Source organism: Parafrankia soli, from assembly GCF_001854695.1.
GTDB lineage: Bacteria > Actinomycetota > Actinomycetes > Frankiales > Frankiaceae > Parafrankia > Parafrankia soli.
This window is the reverse complement of sequence record NZ_MAXA01000244.1, coordinates 1-16278: the sequence shown is the minus strand read 5'-3', so window position 1 is coordinate 16278 and position 16278 is coordinate 1. Positions and strand designations below refer to the sequence as shown.

The 16278-nt window shown below is 72.0% G+C and carries 11 protein-coding genes and 1 pseudogene; 6 read left to right on the top strand and 6 right to left on the bottom strand.

What is annotated here, in order from left to right; genetic code table 11:
- The first annotated feature begins 274 nt into the window (after positions 1-274).
- The 4 genes from BBK14_RS26690 to glgB all read left to right on the top strand — a co-directional run bounded on the left by BBK14_RS26690 (position 275) and on the right by glgB (position 8334).
- The gene (locus BBK14_RS26690; protein WP_071065998.1) at positions 275-2293 is read left to right on the top strand and encodes an alpha-1,4-glucan--maltose-1-phosphate maltosyltransferase; all 2019 of its coding nucleotides are present in this window, start codon (positions 275-277) and stop codon (positions 2291-2293) included.
- A complete protein-coding gene (treS, locus tag BBK14_RS26685; protein ID WP_071065997.1) occupies positions 2290-4008 on the top strand; it encodes a maltose alpha-D-glucosyltransferase in 1719 nt (572 codons plus the stop codon). The genes BBK14_RS26690 and treS overlap by 4 nt, the downstream gene beginning before the upstream one ends.
- Before the next feature lie 266 nt (positions 4009-4274).
- A complete protein-coding gene (locus BBK14_RS26675) occupies positions 4275-5663 on the top strand; it encodes a maltokinase N-terminal cap-like domain-containing protein (RefSeq protein WP_071065995.1) in 1389 nt (462 codons plus the stop codon).
- A 124-nt stretch (positions 5664-5787) separates the two neighbouring features.
- Positions 5788-8334, top strand: coding sequence for a 1,4-alpha-glucan branching protein GlgB (gene glgB / locus BBK14_RS26670; RefSeq protein ID WP_071065994.1), 2547 nt, complete (start codon positions 5788-5790; stop codon positions 8332-8334).
- 97 nt (positions 8335-8431) lie between these two features.
- Here the strand turns inward: glgB and BBK14_RS26665 are convergent, their stop codons facing one another.
- Positions 8432-9427 (bottom strand): tetratricopeptide repeat protein, encoded by a 996-nt coding sequence (locus BBK14_RS26665; RefSeq protein ID WP_071065993.1) that lies wholly within the window; start codon positions 9425-9427, stop codon positions 8432-8434.
- 110 nt (positions 9428-9537) lie between these two features.
- Positions 9538-9834, bottom strand: a complete 297-nt coding sequence (locus BBK14_RS26660; protein ID WP_020458684.1) for an MTH1187 family thiamine-binding protein — start codon at positions 9832-9834, stop codon at positions 9538-9540.
- Positions 9835-10080: 246 nt separating this feature from the next.
- On the opposite strand from BBK14_RS26660, the gene BBK14_RS26655 reads away from it, so the two are divergent.
- Positions 10081-11550: an ATP-binding response regulator gene (locus BBK14_RS26655; protein WP_071065992.1), complete on the top strand. Its 1470-nt coding sequence runs from the start codon at positions 10081-10083 to the stop codon at positions 11548-11550.
- A gap of 53 nt (positions 11551-11603) precedes the next feature.
- On the opposite strand, the gene meaB is transcribed toward BBK14_RS26655, so the two are convergent.
- The 4 genes from meaB to BBK14_RS26635 all read right to left on the bottom strand — a co-directional run bounded on the left by meaB (position 11604) and on the right by BBK14_RS26635 (position 15763).
- Positions 11604-12677 carry a methylmalonyl Co-A mutase-associated GTPase MeaB gene (meaB, locus tag BBK14_RS26650; RefSeq protein WP_420849197.1) on the bottom strand — a complete coding sequence of 358 codons (1074 nt, stop codon included), beginning with the start codon at positions 12675-12677 and terminating at the stop codon, positions 11604-11606.
- Complete coding sequence (locus BBK14_RS26645; RefSeq protein WP_071065991.1) at positions 12674-13858, bottom strand: acetyl-CoA C-acetyltransferase; 1185 nt, start codon at positions 13856-13858, stop codon at positions 12674-12676. The genes meaB and BBK14_RS26645 overlap by 4 nt, the downstream gene beginning before the upstream one ends.
- A 352-nt stretch (positions 13859-14210) precedes the next feature.
- Positions 14211-15209 (bottom strand): hypothetical protein, encoded by a 999-nt coding sequence (locus BBK14_RS26640; protein WP_071065990.1) that lies wholly within the window; start codon positions 15207-15209, stop codon positions 14211-14213.
- Positions 15206-15763, bottom strand: coding sequence for a SigE family RNA polymerase sigma factor (locus BBK14_RS26635; protein WP_050796088.1), 558 nt, complete (start codon positions 15761-15763; stop codon positions 15206-15208). Before BBK14_RS26635 ends, BBK14_RS26640 begins: the two co-directional genes overlap by 4 nt.
- 184 nt (positions 15764-15947) lie before the next feature.
- Here BBK14_RS26635 and BBK14_RS35960 point away from each other — a divergent pair.
- Positions 15948-16278 (top strand): annotated as a pseudogene (locus BBK14_RS35960) (crotonyl-CoA carboxylase/reductase); the annotation flags it as partial.

Below are 16278 nucleotides of genomic sequence, written 5' to 3'. Positions count from 1 at the left end.
CATCGAGGCTCCCAGACCGGCGCGGCGACCCGTCCGACGTCACCCACCGGACACACCACAGTGTCTACGAGAGCAATACTCGCCGCGGAAGGTTAACCACCGGAGCAAGCCGGGAACATCGGTCAGGACCGTGACCATCGGGACAGCACAGGCAGACCCACCACAGAGACAACGTGGGCCCATCCGGTGGTTGCATGCAGTTCACGTGGCGGTGTCACCGAACGCCATGTACAGGGTCGACCATTGAGTCGTGGTTCGTCTGGATAAGGTCCCCATGATGATCGGACGTTCAGTAGGCCGGGTTGTCATCACTGACGCGCGCCCGGTCGTCTCCTGTGGCCAGTGGCCGTCGCGGGCGGTGGAGGGGGAAACCCTCACCGTCAGCGCGACGGTCTTCCGTGAGGGGCATGACCTCATCGGGGCCAATGTCGTTCTTTCCGGCCCCGACGGCCAGGGAGTTCCGTTTACGCGGATGAAACTCGCCGGCGCGGGCACGGACCGCTACGAGGCCGATGTCGCCATGGGCCGCGAGGGCCTGTGGGGCTATCGCGTGGAGGCCTGGGCTGATCCGCTGGCCACCTGGCGGCACGGCATCGAGCTCAAGGTCGGTGCCGGCCAGACGGTGGACGAGCTGGCGGTCGACTTCGAGGACGGCGCGCGGCTGCTGCTGCGCGCGCTGCCCGGAGTGCCCGAGCCCCGCCGGGTCGACATCGCGCGGGTCGTCGCGGTCCTGCGCGACGACAACGTGACGGATCCGCACGAGCGCATCGCCGCCGCCTGCTCCCCGGAGCTGGCCGGTCTGCTCGACGAGCACCCGCTGCGCGAACTCGTGACCCGCACCCCGTTGTACCGGGTGTGGGTGGACCGCGAGCGGGCGCTCTACGGCAGCTGGTACGAGCTGTTCCCCCGGTCCGAGGGTGCGAGCCTCGACCCACCGCGATCGGGCACCTTCCTCACCGCCGCGGAACGACTGCCGGCCGTCGCCGCGATGGGCTTCGACGTGGTCTATCTGCCACCGATCCACCCGATCGGCGAGATCAACCGCAAGGGCCCGAACAACACCCTCACGCCCGGCCCGGAGGACCCCGGTTCACCGTGGGCCATCGGCAGCTCGCAGGGCGGCCACGACGCCGTCCACCCGGATCTGGGGACCCTGGACGACTTCGACCTCTTCGTCGCGCGGGCCCGCTCGCTCGGCATGGAGGTCGCACTCGACCTAGCGTTGCAGTGCGCGCCGGACCACCCCTGGGCGAAGCACCATCCGGAGTGGTTCGTCGTGCGCAGCGACGGCTCGATCGCGTACGCGGAGAATCCGCCGAAGAAGTACCAGGACATCTACCCCCTGAACTTCGACGCCGACCCGATCGGTCTATATCACGAGATTCTGCGGGTGGTCCGGTTCTGGACGGCCCGCGGCGTCCGGATCTTCCGGGTGGACAATCCGCACACGAAGCCGGTCGAGTTCTGGGAGTGGCTCATCGGCCAGGTCAAGGCGACCGAGCCGGACGTGCTGTTCCTGGCCGAGGCGTTCACCCGCCCGGCGATGATGCACACGCTCGCCAAGATTGGCTTCACCCAGTCCTACACCTACTTCACCTGGCGCAACGAGCGCCGTGAGCTGGAGGAGTACGCGCAGGAGCTGGTCGACGCGGCGCACTACATGYGGCCCAACTTCTTCGTCAACACCCCGGACATCCTGCCCGGGTTCCTGCAGACGGGCGGGCCGGCGGCGTTCCGCATCCGGGCGGTGCTCGCCTCGATGCTCTCCCCGACCTGGGGGGTGTACGCGGGGTACGAGCTGTACGAGAACTCCCCCGTGCGGGCCGGGAGCGAGGAGTACCTCGACTCGGAGAAATACCAGTACAAGCCGCGGGACTGGGCCGGCGCGGAACGCGCCGGGGCCTCGCTGGCGCCCTACCTCACCCGGCTCAACCAGATCCGGCGCGACCACCCGGCCCTGCACTGGATGCGCAACCTACACATCCACGAGTCCGCGACGCCCGAGATCACAGTCTTCTCCAAACGGCACACCACGGCCCGGGCGGGCGGACCCGCCCTCGGCCGCCTCCGCCCCGACGACGACCTCGTCATCGTCGTCGTCAATCTTGACCCGCATTCGGCCCGGGAGACCACCGTGCGACTGGACATGCCCGCTCTCGGGCTTGACTGGGGCGACCGCTTCGAAGTGCACGACGAGATAACCGGCGCCACCTACCAGTGGGGCCGTGAGAACTACGTCCGCCTGGAGCCGACCGAGCCCGCCCACATCCTGACCGCGCGGCGCCTGCCGTGAACGAGTCGGAACCGTTCGCGGAGCAACCGCTGCGCGAGACCGCGGCCGAGGGCGGCGACACGGGGACGTCCCAGGACCCGCTGTGGTTCAAGCGGGCCGTGTTCTACGAGGTCCTCGTCCGCGGCTTCGCCGACTCCAACGGCGACGGCACCGGTGACCTGGCCGGGCTGGTCTCGAAACTGGACTACCTCGAGTGGCTCGGCGTGGACTGCCTGTGGCTGCTGCCCATCTACTCCTCGCCGCTGCGCGACGGCGGGTACGACATCAGCGACTACTTCCAGATCCTCCCCGAGTTCGGGGACCTGGGTGACTTCATCAACCTCGTCGACGAGGCGCACCGGCGCGGGCTACGGATCATCGCCGACCTGGTGATGAACCACACCTCCGACGCACACCCGTGGTTCCAGGCGTCCCGCTCGGACCCGGACGGGCCGTACGGCGACTTCTACGTCTGGTCCGACACCGACGAGAAGTACCCCGACGCCCGGATCATCTTCGTCGACACCGAGAAGTCGAACTGGACCTGGGACCCGGTGCGCGGGCAGTACTACTGGCACCGGTTCTTCTCCCACCAGCCCGACCTCAACTACGACAACCCGGACGTCCAGGAGGCGATGCTGGAGGTCCTGCGCTTCTGGCTCGACCTCGGCCTCGACGGGTTCCGCCTGGACGCCGTTCCCTACCTGTACGTGCGCGAGGGCACGAACGGGGAGAACCTGCCGGAGACGCACGAGTACCTGCGCCGGGTCCGCAAGGAGATCGACGCCAAGTACGCCGACAGGGTCATGCTGGCCGAGGCGAACCAGTGGCCCTCGGACGTCGTCCAGTACTTCGGCAATGACGACGAGTGCCACATGGCCTTCCACTTCCCGCTGATGCCGCGCATCTTCATGGCGGTGCGGCGGGAGTCGCGCTACCCGATCTCGGAGATCCTGGCGCAGACCCCGGAGATCCCGCCGAACTGCCAGTGGGGCATCTTCCTCCGCAACCACGACGAGCTGACCCTGGAGATGGTCACCGACGAGGAGCGGGACTACATGTACGCCGAGTACGCGAAGGACCCGCGTATGAAGGCGAACATCGGGATCCGCCGACGCCTCGCCCCGCTGCTGGACAACAGCCGCGACCAGATGGAGCTGTTCACCGCCCTGCTGCTCTCCCTGCCCGGCAGTCCCGTGCTCTACTACGGCGACGAGATCGGTATGGGCGACAACATCTATCTCGGTGACCGCGACGGCGTGCGCACCCCGATGCAGTGGTCCCCGGACCGCAACGCCGGGTTCTCGACAACCGACCCGGCCCGGCTGTACCTACCGGTGATCATGGACCCGGTGTACGGCTACCAGGCGCTGAACGTCGAGGCCGAGCAGCGGATGCCGACGTCGTTCCTGTCCTGGACCAGGCGGATGATCGAGGTCCGCAAGCGGCATCCCGTCTTCGGGCTCGGCACCTACGAGGAGCTCGGCGCGTCGAACCCGTCGGTCTTCGCGTATGTCCGGGAGTTCGGTGACGACAGGGTGCTCTGCGTCGCGAACCTCTCCCGGTTCGCCCAGCCCGTCGAGCTCGACCTGCGGAGATTCGCCGGCCTGGTGCCGGTGGAGCTGCTCGGCCGGGTCCATTTCCCACCGGTCGGCGAGCTTCCGTACCTGCTGACACTGCCCGGTCACGGACACTACTGGTTCGCTCTGTCCAATCCGGGGGAATTCACTCAGTAGACGTCAGGACAGCCGTCAGGACATGCGGCTGGACGCGCCGTACGGCTGGCGTCGCCCGCGCGGTGTGTCCGGGCGGAACCGAACCGGGCCGAACCCGGTCGGTTCGGTCTTGATCTCCGGGCCGGACGACGCCAGGATTCACTCCTCCGGTGCCGCGCGGTTCTCCACATTCCGGGCGGCACCCAGGCCGGAGGAGAGCCGCGGAACACGGCGGGGCGGCTCGACGCCGATGACGAAGTGAAAAGTGACGCGCAGGGAGGTCGGGCATGACGGACCACCACTCCGAGCTCACGGCCCTGCTCTCGGACTGGCTGCCCAGGCAGCGCTGGTTCGCGGGCAAGGGCCGGCCGGGCGGGAGGCTGCGCGTCGGGCAGGACGTCCGCCTCAGCCTCGACGCGGCGGTGAAGGCGGCGATGCACCTGCTGGTGGTGGAGGTCCGCTACGACGACGGCGGCCTCTCCGACCACTACCAGGTCCCGGTGGTGATCCGGCCGGACGCCCCCTTCGGCCACGAGGGGTTCCTCATCGGCGAGTCGTCGGTGGGCCTGGTCTACGACGGCCTGCACGACTCCGACGGAAGCGCCGCCCTGCTGGACTACCTGCGCCGGGGCGCGAGCCGCGAGGGGCTGACCGCGACGGCGGTCGAGTCGTTGGACGACCTGCCCGCGCACGCGGTCGGCGCCGAGCAGTCGAACACCTCGATCGTCTACGGCGACGCCTACATCCTGAAGGTCTTCCGCCGCCTGTGGCCCGGGACGAATCCCGATCTGGAGATCACCCGGGTTCTGGCGCGCGCCGGCAGCGAGCACGTGGCCCGGCCGGTGGCCTGGCTGAGCGGGCAGCTCTCCGGCGTCCCGACGACCTTCGCGTTCATGCAGGACTTCCTGCGCACCGGCGCCGAGGGCTGGCTGCTGGCCCTGGCCAGCGTCCGCGACCTCTACGCCGAGGGCGACCTGCACGCCGACGAGGTGGGCGGCGACTTCGCCGCCGAGGCCGAGCGGCTGGGCGCCGCGACCGCCCAGGTGCACCGCGACCTGGCCGCCGCGCTGCCGACCCGGCCCGCCGACGCCGCCGCGCTCGGCGAGGTCGCCGACTACCTGCACAGCCGGCTCGACGCCGCGCTGGCGGCCGTGGCGGAGCTCGCGCCGTTCGAGGCCGCACTGCGGACCGCCTACGACGAGGTCCGCCGCGCCGACCACGCGGCGCCGTTCCAGCGCATCCACGGCGACCTGCATCTCGGCCAGGTGCTGCGGGTGGAGTCGGGCTGGGTGCTGTTCGACTTCGAGGGTGAGCCGGCGCGGCCGGTGCCCGAGCGGACCCTGCTCGAATCCCCGCTGCGCGACATCGCCGGCATGCTCCGGTCGTTCGACTACGCGGCCCAGTCGATGCTGCTCGAGCGCTCCGACGAGCCGTCGCTGGCCTACCGGGYGCTGGAGTGGGCCGACCGCAACCGGGACGCCTTCTGCCGCGGCTACGGCGCGGTGTCCGGCGCGGACCCCCGGGACGGCGGCGCCGTCCTGCGTGGTCTCGAGCTCGACAAGGCCGTGTACGAAGTGCTCTATGAGGCGCGCCACCGGCCGGGCTGGATCAGCATCCCGCTGCGTTCGGTCGAACGGTTGACCGGCGGGCGACCCACTGAGCTCCCCGCGCCCTGAGTGGACAAACGCCCCGTGCGCTGAGCGAACAGCGCTCCCCGCGCCCTGAGCGACACGACGAAACCCACCGGGGGCGCCTGGGTGGGACGCGATCTCGACGACGAGAGAAGGACAGGTGGCCGGAGTGGACGACCCCGACGACACGAGGCGGACCGGATCCGTGAACGGGCGCCCTGACTCGGTGAACCTGTCGAGGTTCACCGACACCGCCGTCGTGGACCGGCCAGGCGTTGTAGAGAGGACCGGCGCCACGGACAGGACCGGTGGCGCGGACAGGACCGGTGGCGCGGATCCGGCGGCCCCGAGCGGTGCTCCGGACCCGGCCGCCGCGGCCCGCCCGGCCGGTGCCCCGGAACCGACCGGCACACCGGACCCGGCGAGCGCGCCCCCGCTGGGACTGCCCGGGGAGGTGCTCGACCGCCTCGCCGGCGGCGCGCACCACGACCCGCATGGCGTGCTCGGCGCGCACCCCACCCGGGGCTGGACACTCATCCGCGCGCTGCGCCCCGACGCCACCGCCGTCACCGTCCTCGTCGACGGGACGCGCCACCCGATGACGAGGCTGCAAAGCGGTGGGATCTTCGCCGTCGCCGTGCCCGGCGGCATCCCCGACTACCGGTTCGAGGTCACCTACCCCGACTCGACCCACGTGGTCGACGACCCGTACCAGCACCTGCCGACGCTCGGCGAGATCGACCTGCACCTGATCGGAGAGGGACGTCACGAGCGGCTCTGGCACGTCCTGGGCGCGCACGTGCGCCGCCTCGACCGCGGGCCGGGCGGCGGCGCCGGGACAGTCGCGGGGGTCAGCTTCGCGGTCTGGGCGCCGAACGCCCGCGGTGTGCGGGTGGTCGGCGACTTCGACTTCTGGGACGGCCGCGGCTTCCCGATGCGCTCGCTGGGCTCGTCGGGCGTCTGGGAGCTGTTCGTCCCCGGTATCGGGGCCGGCACCCGCTACAAGTACGAGATCCTCGGCTCTGACGGCGTGTGGCGGCAGAAGGCGGACCCGCTTGCCTTCGCCACCGAGCAGCCCCCGGCCACCGCCAGCGTGGTCCACGAGTCGAGCTACACCTGGGACGACGCGGCCTGGCTCGAGCGGCGTGCGAGCATCCCCTGGCACGCCGCGCCGGTCAGCATCTACGAGGTGCACCTGGCCTCGTGGCGGCGCGGCCTGAGCTACCTCGAGCTGGCCGAGCAGCTCGTCGAGTACGTGCGCGAGAACGGCTTCACCCACGTCGAGATGCTGCCGGTTGCCGAGCACCCGTTCGGTGGCTCCTGGGGCTACCAGGTCACCTCGTACTACGCGCCGACGTCCCGCTTCGGCAGCCCGGACGAGTTCCGGCACCTCGTCGACGCGCTGCACGCCGCCGGGATCGGCGTGATCGTCGACTGGGTGCCCGCCCACTTCCCCCGGGACGCCTTCGCGCTGGGCCGCTTCGACGGCACCCCGCTCTACGAGCACCCCGACCCGCGCCGCGGCGAGCAGCCCGACTGGGGCACCTACGTCTTCGACTTCGGCCGGTCCGAGGTGCGCAACTTCCTCGTCGCCAACGCGCTGTACTGGCTGGAGGAGTTCCACGTCGACGGGCTGCGGGTCGACGCCGTCGCCTCGATGCTCTACCTCGACTACTCCCGGCCCTCGGGCGAGTGGGTGCCCAACGCGCACGGCGGCCGGGAGAACCTGGAGGCCGTCTCGCTGCTGCAGGAGGTCAACGCGACCGTCTACCGGCGGGTGCCGGGAGCGATGATGATCGCCGAGGAGTCGACGGCCTGGCCCGGCGTGACCCGCCCGACCCACCTCGGGGGCCTCGGCTTCGGCTTCAAGTGGAACATGGGCTGGATGCACGACACCCTCGACTACTCGTCGCGGGCGCCGCTGTTCCGCACCTACCACCACCACCAGATGACGTTCTCGCTGATGTACGCGTTCTCCGAGAACTTCGTCCTGCCGTTCAGCCACGACGAGGTCGTGCACGGCAAGGGCTCGCTGCTGCGCAAGATGCCGGGTGACCGCCGGGCCCAGCTGGCCAACCTGCGGGCGCTCTACGGCTACATGTGGGCGCACCCCGGCAAGCAGCTGCTGTTCATGGGCTGCGAGTTCGCCCAGGACAACGAGTGGAGCGAGGCCACCTCGCTGGACTGGCACCTGCTCGGCGAGGCCGGGCACGGCGGGGTGGCCCGCCTGGTCCGCGACCTCAACCACACCTACCGGGAGATCCCGGCCCTGTGGGAGCGCGACTCCGATCCGAGCGGCTTCTCGTGGATCGACGCCAGCGACGCCGAGAACAACGTCTTCGCGTTCGTACGCTGGGGTGAGGACGGCGAGCGGGCGCTGGCGTGCGTGACGAACTTCGCCGGCGTCGGCCAGGTCGGCTACCGCCTCGGCTTCCCGTTTCCGGGCCGCTGGCGCGAGGTGCTCAACACCGACGCGCTCGACTACGGCGGCGGCGGCATGGGGAACCTCGGCGGGATCACCGCGGTGGCGGACCCGTCGCACGGCCTGCCCGCCTCGGCGGCCCTGTCACTTCCCCCGCTGGGCACCGTCTGGTTCGTGCACGAGCCGGCTGACGGCGGACCTGCCGGCGACGGACCTTCTGCCGACGGGCAGGCCGACAACGAGCTGACCGCCGGCGAGCCGGCAGACGGCGCGCGGTCCGACCCCGAGGCCTGACATCCGGGCCCCGCCGGGGCGACCGGTCCTCGTCGGACTCGGCCTCCCCGGCGGCACACCGCGGCTCCGCGGTGACAGCGGTGTCAGACAGACGTGCTCAGAACAGGGCGGCGGCGAGGGCCCGCCGGGCCGGGGCGACCGCCGGCTCGCCGTCGCCCAGCGCCTGGAACAGCCCGACCAGATGCGCCCGCAGCTTCTCCCGGTCGTCGCCCGAGGTGCGGCGGACGAGGTCGACGAGGCGGCCCAGGCCGGTGGCCGGGTCGCCCTGGGCGATGGTCAGATCGGCCACCGCGAGCGCCGCCTCGACGTCGTCGGGGTTCTCCGAGAGCCGCTGACGCAGCCAGGCCGGGTCGTAGCCGCGCACCCGCCGCAGCAGCTCCACCCGGGCCAGGCCGAGGGTGGCATCCGCGTCCCCGGGGGCCTCGGCGAGCTGGGCCTGGTAGGCGGCGGCCGCCGCGTCCAGGTCGCCGGTGGCCATCGCGTCCTCCGCGGCGGCGATGTTCGGCGGCAGCGCGGGGCCGCCCTCGGCTCCCGCCCCCGGCAGCCCGCCCATCGCCTCCCCGACGACGCTCAGGAGCTGGTCCAGCCAGCCGCGCACCTCCCGCTCGGGGACCGCGCCGGTGAACTCTCCGATGATCCGGCCGCCGACCACCGCCTTGACCGCGGGAATGCCCTGCACGCCCGCGGCCTGCGCGAGACCGGGGTTGGCGTCGACGTCCACCTTGGCGAGCACCCAGCGACCACCGTCGGCGGCGGCGAGGCGCTCCAGGACGGGGCTGAGCTGCTTGCACGGCCCGCACCACTCGGCCCAGAAGTCGATGACCACGGGAACCTGCATGGAACGGTTCACGACGTCCTCGGCGAACGTCGCCTCGGTCACGTCGATCACGACCGGGCCGGCCGCACCGGCGGGCGCCGCGCCGCCGGGAGAGCTGCCGGGGCCGGCCCGGCCGGCCGGGGGCGCCGGCGGCTGGGCCGGCTTCGGGTCTAGGGGAACCGCACCGGCGAGCCGTAGGCCGCCGAGGGTGTCGGGTATACTGCCCGGCCCGCCCCTGCGCGGCGAGCCGGGTGGGACAGGTGACCTCCGCTGCATGTCTCCATCGTTACACCCGGCGGTCGCGGTCAGGACGCCCCCGGGCCACTTTTCCGCGCGTGGTCACCCCGGCGGCAACACCCGGACACCCGGAGACCCCGCGCCCGGCCTCAGCCGCCGGCCAGGTGGCGCTCGACGCTGGCGACCTTGGCGTGCAGCGCGTCGCTCACGCCCTCGCGTAGATCAGCCTTGAGTACCAGGCTCACCCGTCCGCACCGGGCCGCCACGGCCTCGGTGGCCCGCCGTACGACGTCCATCACCTCGGCCCACTCGCCCTCGATGATCGTGAACATCGCGTTGGTCTCGTTCGGCAGGCCGGAGTCGCGTACGACCCGGACCGCCTCGGCGACCGGAGCCGAGACGTCCTCGCCGAGACCGATGGGAGTGACGCTGAAGGCAACAAGCATGTGGACAGGCCTACCATGCCTCGCGCTGCGGACACGGAGGTCCGTGCTGGTTCCACGCGGAGTCGAACCATGGGTGCCCACCCGACCGGAGAGCCATTTTTCGCGACGAACCCGTCACGGGATGTTGATGCTAGGTGAGAATTGACCGGAGTTCACCAAACCCGGGACAACGCGCGCTGACGGTACGCCCTACCATGACCCGCCGTGGGGTGGATGCAGACTTATGACGAGGCAGACGAGGCTTAGGTGGGGCTGAGTACCCTGCTCGACACGCTGACCGACCTGGTGGTGGTCGTCGGCGGTGACGGGCGTGTCCTCGAACTCGGCGCGGCCGCGCGCGCGTTCGTGGGAGACCGGATCGGCACGGCGCCGCACCTGCACGACCTGTCCGACGTGGTCGATCCCGCGTGCCGGGTCGAGCTCGCCGGCCCGGTGTCGCAGGCACTGGCCCGGACGGGCGTGTGGCGGGGCACCGTCTCGCTGATCGACCTGGCCGGCACGACCGCGCCGTACACGGTCACGGCGCGGCTGGACCCGGCCGGCGGGATGGTCATCGTCGCCCGCGACACCGTCGATGCGCGTGCCCGCCGGGCCGCCGAGACCGAGTCGCGGTCCAAGGACGAGTTCGTCGCGCGGCTCGGCCACGAGCTGCGCACACCGCTGAACGCGATGCTCGGGTTCGCCCAGCTCCTCGAGCTCGAACCGCTCACGCCCGACCTGCACGAGGACGTCGAGCGCATCATCACCGGCGGCCGCCACATGCAGGCCCTGATCGACGACGTCCTCGACCTGGCGCGGCTGCGCGCCGGGCGCGGTGACATCAACAAGGGGCCGGTGAACGTGCTGGACATCGTCCAGGGCGTGGTCGAGCTGGTCGAGCCGCTGGCCGAGCGCCGCGGGATCCGGCGGATCATCCATCCGGCCCGGCCGCTGATCGCCGACGCGGACCGCCGCCGGCTGTGGCAGGTCCTGCTGAACCTGGTCGGCAACGCGCTGAAGTACGGCCGGGAGGGCGGCAACGTCCGGGTCGGCGTGGTCCCGGTCACCGGTTCACGGATCCGCATCGAGGTGGAGGACGACGGGATCGGGCTGTCCCCGTCCGCGCTGTCCCGGCTGTTCCGGCCGTTCGAGCGCCTCGGGGCCGAGGACACCGGAGTCGAGGGCAGCGGCCTCGGTCTGGCCCTCTCCCACGCCCTTGTGACGGCGATGGGCGGTGTTCTGACGGTTGCCAGCAGGCCCGGGGTGGGCAGCGTCTTCGCGGTCGTCCTGGACGCCGTGGACGTCCGTTACGACCACACCGAGGATGACCCGGACGACTTCATGGGCGACGGGCAGCTCGAGCCGGGTGGCCTTCGCGTGGTCCATGTCAGCGGCGACCCGGGGCTGCGCGCCCTGGTCAGCGACACCCTGGCGAGCGCGCTCGGGGCGGACACCATCAGCGTGCCGCGCGGGGCCCTCGCGGTCGAGGCCATCCGGCGGGCCCGCCCGTCGCTGGTCCTCCTCGACCGCGACCTGCCGGACGTGACCGCGGTCGACCTCCTCCCCCGGCTGGCCGCGGACCCGGTGGCGGGCACCGTCCCCGCCCTGGTGCTGACCACCGAGGTGGACCCGGACGAGTGGACCCGCCTGCGCCGGGCGGGCGCCGTACAGGTCCTCGGCATGCCGCTGGACGTCACCTCGCTGATCGCCGCCACCTCGCAGCTCACCACCGCCTGACGCCTGGAGGGCGGCCGGCTGTCAGCTGGCCGCCCTGGCAGCTGACCGTCGCGTCACCCGGAGCGCGGGAGGTGGGGGTCGGGGATGGCGGCCAGGAGGGTGGCGGCCGCGGTATAGGGGTCGAGGCGGCCGGAGGTGACCTGGCGGGCCAGGTCGGCCAGCTGGGCCGCGCCGTTGAGCCTGCCCAGCCGGGCCCGCATGCCGGCCAGGGCGATCTGGGAGATCTCCTCGGCCGCGCGGTGCAGCCGGCGGCGTTCGAGCTCACCGGACGCCCGCAGCCAGTCGTGGTGGCGCTCGATCGCGTCCAGGAGCTTCGGCACGCCCTTCCCGGTCGCGGCCTCGAGTCGCACGACCTCGGGCCGCCAGCCGGCTTCCGTCTCCCCACCGGCCGCCGTGCCACCGACCGCCCTGCCACCGGCCATCCGGACGGCGGCGACGAGGTCGCGGTAGGTGTGGTCGGCGCCGGGACGGTCGGCCTTGTTGACGACGAGGATGTCGGCGATCTCCATGATGCCGGCCTTGGCCGCCTGGATCCCGTCCCCCATGCCCGGGGCGAGCAGGACCAGCGTGGTGTCGGCCAGCGAGGCGACATCCACCTCGGCCTGGCCGACACCGACGGTCTCGATCAGCACGATGTCGAAGCCGGCCGCGTCGAGGACCCTCAGCGCCTGTGGGGTGGCCCAGGACAGCCCGCCGAGGTTGCCCCTGGTGGCCAGGGAGCGGACGAACACGTCCGGGTCGGTGGCGTGCTCGACCATCCGGACCCGGTCGCCCAGCAGCGCGCCGCCGGTGAACGGGGAGCTCGGGTCGATCGCGAGCACGCCCACCCGCAGCCCGCGAGCCCGGAAGGCGCCGACCAGCGCCGAGGTGGACGTCGACTTCCCCACCCCGGGAGCCCCGGTCAGACCGATCACCCGGGCGCGGCCGGTGTGCGGGGCAAGCAGGGCGCTCACCTCGCGCAGGGCGGCAGATTCGTCCTCGACGAGCGAGATCAGGCGGGCCACCGCGCGCCGGTCACCGGCCAGGGCGGCGGTGGTGAGCTCCGCCGGGCTCGGGCGCGCGGCGCGCGCCCGCCCGGCTGGAGCGACCCCGGCGGAGCCCGCGCTCACGCCGGAGCCCGAGCTCACGCCGGAACGCGCAGCACCAGGGCGTCGCCCTGGCCGCCGCCGCCGCACAGCGCCGCCGCGCCGATGCCGCCGCCGCGACGCTGCAGCTCGAGCAGGAGGGTGAGCGCGACCCGGGTGCCGGACATCCCGACCGGGTGGCCGACCGCGATCGCGCCGCCGTTGACGTTGGTGATGTCCGGGCCGATCCCCAGCTCGCGCATCGACTGGATGCCGACGGCCGCGAACGCCTCGTTGATCTCGACGAGGTCGAGGTCGGCCGGGGTCAGCTTCTCCTTCGCCAGGGCGGCGAGGATCGCGTTCGACGGCTGGGAGTGCAGGGACGAGTCCGGGCCGGACACGTAGCCGTGGTGGCCCACCTCGGCGATGATCGGCAGGCCCAGCTCCTCGGCCTTCGCCCGGCTCGTCACGACGACCGCGGCCGCGCCGTCCGAGATCTGGGAGGCCGAGCCGGCGGTGATCGAGCCGGCCTTGTCGAACGCCGGGCGCAGCTTGGCCAAGCTCTCCGCGGTCGTCTCGGCCCGGACGCCCTCGTCCGCGCTGACGACGATCGGGTCGCCGCGGCGCTGGGGCACCTCGACCGGGACGATCTCGTTCTCGAACAGGCCGTTCTTCGCCGCGGCCGCGGCCCGCTGATGGGACCGGGCGCTGAACTCGTCCTGCTCCTCGCGGGTGATGCCGTAGCGGGAGTTGTACCGGTCTGTCGCGAGACCCATCGACACCTGGTCGAACCCGCAGGTGAGGGCATCCACCGCGATCGAGTCCGTCAGGGTGGTGTCGCCGTACTTGACGCCGCCACGCAGCGCGGGCAGCAGGTGCGGCGCGCGGGTCATCGACTCCATGCCACCGGCCACGATGACGTCGTACTGACCGCTGGAGATGTAGAGGTCCGCCAGCGAGATGGCGTTCAGGCCCGACAGGCACACCTTGTTGATGCTGGTGGACGGCACCGTCATCGGGATGCCGCCCTTCACGGCGGCCTGGCGGGCGGCGGCCTGGCCGGCGCCGGCCTGGATGACCTGGCCCAGGATGACGTAGTCGACGGCGTCGCCGGCCAGCCCGGCCCGCTCGAGCGCGGCGCGGATGGCGATACCGCCCAGGTCGACCGCGGTGAAGTCCTTGAGGGCGCCGGAGAGCTTGCCGATCGGGGTGCGCGCACCGGCCACGATGACAGAACCAGGCATGGACGCCTCCTAGGTCACGGGTACCGGCTCGCGCGGCACCGGCCCTGCACGGTTACCCCCGCGATATGCCGCGAGGCTACCCCCGCGATGTGCCGCGACCGCGTTCCGCCGGCCACGACAGCCGGACGGGTGGGGAGAACAAAACTCTCCCAGCAACAATAACGTGATCTTGGTGGACGCGCCGGGGGTGCCACCCGCCGGAACAGCCCCAGGGCGGCCCTGTGTGACGAACATCGCCCGCCGCGCCCGGAGGAGCGGCGGCCGGGAGGAGCGGCGGCGAACCACGGCGACGGTCAGGACGAACGGGCCGTCGGCCTACCGGTCAGGAAGAACGGACCGGTGGGCGGACCGGTCAGGAGAAGACGCCGCAGGATGCCCGGAACTGGCTGTTCGCGCCCGACGCCGGCATCTGGGTGGTCGTGCCCTGCCCGGCCGTGACCAGCCCCTCCAGGGTGAGCTGGAGCGGGGTGGTGACGACCTGGAAGTCCGTTCCGACGGTCGACGACGTGCCGGCGACGAGCCGCATCCCGGTCTCGTCGCAGCCGAAGCCGAAGCCGGCGTTGTCGCGCTGGCCGGCGGACAGGCGCACTCCGGGGCCGAGGGTGACCGGCGCGAGCACGTCCCGCGCGGCGTAGCGGAGCATCGTGTACTCCTCGATGCCGTCGCGGGTCGCGGTGCGGACCAGAATCTCGGCGAAGCCGTCGACGTTCGCGTCCACGACGGCGTGAACCGTCGGGAGCTGCAGGCCGGGCAGGTCGACGCTGGTGGTCCTGCCACTGCGGGAGAGGGTCACCTCGATCTTCGAGGTCGTCTCGTTGACCCGGACCTGGTCGCCGATCCCGTCCCCGTCCACGTCGCTGGCGCCCGCCGGCCGGGTAACGGGGGTGGGCAGGTCCGCAGCACCGGAGCCGCCAGGCCCCGGCGTCGAGCTCGCGGGCGGGCTCGACGGGCTCACGGTGGACGGCGGGGTCGTCGCCGCCACCGACGGGCTGGACGTCGCCCGCGGCGGCCTGGTCGAGCCGGGGACGCCGTTGCCGCCGTTCGAGCCGCCAGACCCCCCGGTGGACGGGGTGGCCGGCCGGCTGGTCTCGGAGAGCACCGAGGACACCAGCGGCGGTGCGGCAGGCTCGACGACCTGCTGGTTCGACGACTTCGGCCGGACCGCGACGATGGCCAGGACGATCAGGGCGGCCATCGCCACGCCACCGGTGGCCATCAGCGGCAGGCGCCACCAGCGGCGGCGCTCCACCCCGGCCCGGATGCGGTGCAGCGCGTCGGGGGACGCCCGCACGGGCTCCACCGCCGCCCGCAGCAGGCGGGTGAGCTCCTCCGGTTCGAGCCCGCTGCTCACCGCAGGCCCTCCAGCTTGCCGCTCAGTGCCGCCAGCCCCCGTGACGTGTAGGCCTTCACCGACCCGACGCTGCAGCCCATCACCGCGGCGGCGTCAGCCTCCGACATGTCCGCGTAGTAGCGGAGCACGACCGCTTCCCGTTGCCGTCTGGGCAGCTCCCGCAGTGCCTGGACGACGGCGGCCCGCTCGACCAGAGAGTAGGCCCCCTCTTCGGCGCTCGCGGCGTCGGGCATCGGCTTGGGGGCGTGCTTGAGAGCGACCAGTCGACGCCGGAGGGTGGACCGTGCGAGATTGACCACCGTCTGACGGAGGTAGGCCAGGGCCTTGTCCCGGTCCTGGAGCCGACCCCAGGCACCGTGCACCCGGATGTAGGCGTCCTGCACGACCTCCTCGCACAACCCGATGTCATCCAGCAGCAGTGCCGCGAGACGGACGAGGGATCGGTAGTGCTCGGAGTACAACGCCGTCAGAGCGGCGTCGGCGTCCCGCGCGACGGCGCTACGGGCGGCGTCGCTCCGCGCAGGCACGGGCCGCCACCCTTCCACGACTGTCATGGGCGCGGTCACGCAAAGTCTGACGCGCGCCGACCCTCCAAGGTTGTCCCAGAAGTTCTATCGCGTCGCGCGGCACGCCGACACCCCTCAGTTCTCCTGGCCCGCCGACCTGCGGGTCGTCCACCACGCCGGGCGGCGGAGCCCCGCCACCGGGCACCCGACAGACGCCGGAGGTAGATCGAGAATGAAGCGGATCCTCGAAGCGATCATGGCTGGTGGGGGGCGTTCGCCGGAGCGGCGGGCGGAGTTCGGGGCGTTGGCGGTGCCGGAGTCGTACCGGGGTGTGGTGGTGCGCAAGGACGAGGTGGGGATGTTCGAGGGGCGGGTGTCGCGGGAGAAGGACCCGCGGGAGTCGTTGCATGTGGATGAGGTGGCGACGCCGGAGTTGGGGCCGGGTGAGGCGTTGGTGGCGGTGATGGCGTCGTCGGTGAACTACAACACGGTGTGGACGTCGATTTTCGAGCCGTTGTCGACGTTCGGGTTCCTGGAGCGGTACGGGCGGTCGTCTCCGTTGG

Excerpts from the sequence above, each read along its gene's own strand:
- BBK14_RS26665 (WP_071065993.1), bottom strand. The coding sequence starts at position 9,427 with ATGCAGCGGAGGTCACCTGTCCCACCCGGCTCGCCGCGCAGGGGCGGG.
- BBK14_RS26645 (WP_071065991.1), bottom strand. The coding sequence starts at position 13,858 with ATGCCTGGTTCTGTCATCGTGGCCGGTGCGCGCACCCCGATCGGCAAG.
- BBK14_RS26660 (WP_020458684.1), bottom strand. The coding sequence starts at position 9,834 with ATGCTTGTTGCCTTCAGCGTCACTCCCATCGGTCTCGGCGAGGACGTC.
- BBK14_RS26635 (WP_050796088.1), bottom strand. The coding sequence starts at position 15,763 with ATGACAGTCGTGGAAGGGTGGCGGCCCGTGCCTGCGCGGAGCGACGCC.